The organism is Mesorhizobium sp. M7A.F.Ca.US.006.04.2.1, assembly GCF_004022915.1.
GTDB classification, from domain to species: Bacteria; Pseudomonadota; Alphaproteobacteria; order Rhizobiales; family Rhizobiaceae; genus Mesorhizobium; species Mesorhizobium ciceri.
The window spans coordinates 1-2,544 of the sequence record NZ_RZQA01000877.1; the positions used below are offsets into that span (position 1 = coordinate 1).

General features: G+C 65.8%; 3 protein-coding genes. All 3 read left to right on the plus strand.

The window, feature by feature from the left end; genetic code table 11:
• Positions 1-660: potassium-transporting ATPase subunit KdpA (locus tag EN925_RS31500; protein WP_206633036.1), on the plus strand; the 660-nt coding region annotated here is incomplete at its 5' end.
• A gap of 25 nt (positions 661-685) precedes the next feature.
• Positions 686-883: a hypothetical protein gene (locus tag EN925_RS31505; RefSeq protein WP_245460893.1), complete on the plus strand. Its 198-nt coding sequence runs from the start codon at positions 686-688 to the stop codon at positions 881-883.
• Positions 880-2,544, plus strand: a 1,665-nt coding sequence (gene kdpB, locus EN925_RS31510) for a potassium-transporting ATPase subunit KdpB (RefSeq protein WP_128337193.1), incomplete at its 3' end; no start/stop codon positions are given. The genes EN925_RS31505 and kdpB, both read left to right, overlap by 4 nt.

A 2,544-nucleotide genomic window follows, 5' to 3' on the forward strand; every position in this document is an offset into this window, starting at 1 on the left:
GCTGTCAACGCCATGCACGGCTCGTTCACGGCGCTCGGCGGCATGATCCCGATCATCAACATGCAGCTTGGCGAAGTCATCGTCGGCGGTGTCGGCGCGGGCCTCTACGGCATCCTGATGTACATCGTCGTCGCCGTCTTCGTCGCCGGCCTGATGGTCGGTCGCACGCCCGAATATCTCGGCAAGAAGATCGAGGCCAAGGAGGTCAAGATGGCGATGCTGGCCATATTGTGCCTGCCGCTGGCGATGCTGATCTTCACGGCCATCGCCGTCGTGCTGCCGACCGGCGTGGCGTCGATGGGCAATGCCGGCCCGCACGGCTTCTCCGAGGTCCTCTATGCCTACACGTCGGCGGCGGCCAACAACGGTTCGGCCTTTGGCGGCCTCAGCGGCAACACGCCCTGGTACAACATCACCATCGGCATCGGCATGCTGATGGGCCGCTTCCTGGTCATCATCTCGGCGCTGGCCATTGCCGGCTCGCTGGTGGCGAAGAAAACGGTTCCGGCCTCCGCCGGCACCTTCCCGACCGACGGCCCGCTGTTCGTCGGGCTGCTGATCGGCGTCATCCTGATCGTCGGTGGCCTCACCTTCTTCCCCGCGCTCGCCGTCGGGCCGATCATCGAGCACCTGGCGATGGCTCACGGGCAGACCTTCTGAGACCGCCATGTCGTGGTTCAATGCCATGCGCCGCAAGGTCGCCCACAGGGACGATCACGGAAAGGAGGAGGGACCTCCTCCTTCCCCGACCCTGTCGACGTTTCTCGGCCTTGCGGCAGTCATGCTCGTCCTCTGGCTGCTGGCCTACGGGCCGCCCCATCTCTTTTCGGCATCCGATCATCCGGTGCCGTCCAACAACACCGAAGCCGGAGCTTCAAAATGAGCAACTCGAAATCAGCCAGCATCATGGATGCCAGCATCCTGCTTCCCGCCATCGGCGGCGCCTTCCGCAAGCTCGACCCGCGCACGCTGGCCAGGAACCCGGTGATGTTCGTCGTTGCCGTCGTCTCGGCGCTCACCACCGTGCTGTTCGTCAAGGACCTGGTCTCCGGCGGCGGCAATCTCGGCTTCACGCTGCAGATCATCATCTGGCTTTGGTTCACCGTGCTGTTCGCCAACTTCGCCGAAGCGGTCGCAGAAGGCCGCGGCAAGGCGCAGGCGGATTCGCTGCGCAAGGCACGCACCGAGACCAAGGCCAAGCTTTTAACCGGTGAAGACCGCACCAAATACAAACTTGTGCCCGGCACCAGCCTCAAGGTCGGCGATGCCGTGCTGGTCGAGGCCGGCGACATCATCCCGTCCGACGGCGAAGTGATCGAAGGCGTCGCTTCGGTCAACGAGGCCGCGATCACGGGCGAATCCGCGCCGGTGATCCGCGAATCCGGCGGCGATCGTTCGGCGGTCACCGGCGGCACGCAGGTGCTGTCCGACTGGGTTCGCGTGCGCATCACGGCGGCTTCCGGCCACACCTTCCTCGACCGCATGATCTCGCTGGTCGAAGGTGCGGAGCGCCAGAAGACGCCGAACGAGATCGCGCTCAACATCCTGCTCGTCGGCATGACGCTGATCTTCGTGCTGGCCACCGCGACGATCCCGAGTTTTGCTTCCTATTCGGGCGGCTACATTTCGGTGACCGTTCTGGTGGCGCTGTTCGTCACCTTGATCCCGACCACGATCGGGGCGCTGCTTTCGGCCATCGGCATCGCCGGGATGGACCGCCTGGTGCGATTCAACGTGCTGGCCATGTCGGGTCGCGCCGTGGAAGCCGCAGGCGACGTCGACACGCTGCTGCTCGACAAGACCGGCACGATCACGCTCGGCAACCGCCAGGCGACGCAGTTCCGCCCGGTCAAGGGCGTCACCGAACAGGAACTGGCCGACGCGGCCCAGCTTGCCTCGCTCGCCGACGAAACGCCGGAAGGCCGTTCCATCGTCGTGCTGGCCAAGGAGAAATACGCCATCCGCGCCCGCGACATGGCAACGCTGCACGCCACCTTCGTGCCCTTCACAGCACAGACCCGTATGAGCGGCGTCGACATCGATGGTTCGTCGGTGCGCAAGGGCGCCGTGGATTCCGTGCTTGCCCATGTCAACCAATCGACGGTCGCAGCCCATGCCACGCGGCCCGGCAGCGATACCGTCAGGGATCTCCAGGCCATCGCCGACGAGATCGCCAAGTCCGGCGGCACGCCGCTGGCGGTCGAACGCGACGGCCGCCTGCTCGGCGTCATCCACCTCAAGGACATCGTCAAGGGCGGCATCAGGGAGCGCTTCACCGAACTGCGCCGCATGGGCATCCGCACGGTGATGATCACCGGCGACAACCCGATGACGGCGGCGGCGATCGCCGCGGAAGCCGGCGTCGACGACTTCCTCGCCCAGGCCACACCGGAGGACAAGCTGAAGCTGATCCGCGACGAACAGGCCAAGGGCAAGCTGGTTGCCATGTGCGGCGACGGCACCAACGATGCGCCGGCCCTCGCGCAAGCCGATGTCGGTGTCGCCATGAACACCGGCACGGTCGCCGCCCGCGAGGCCGGCAAC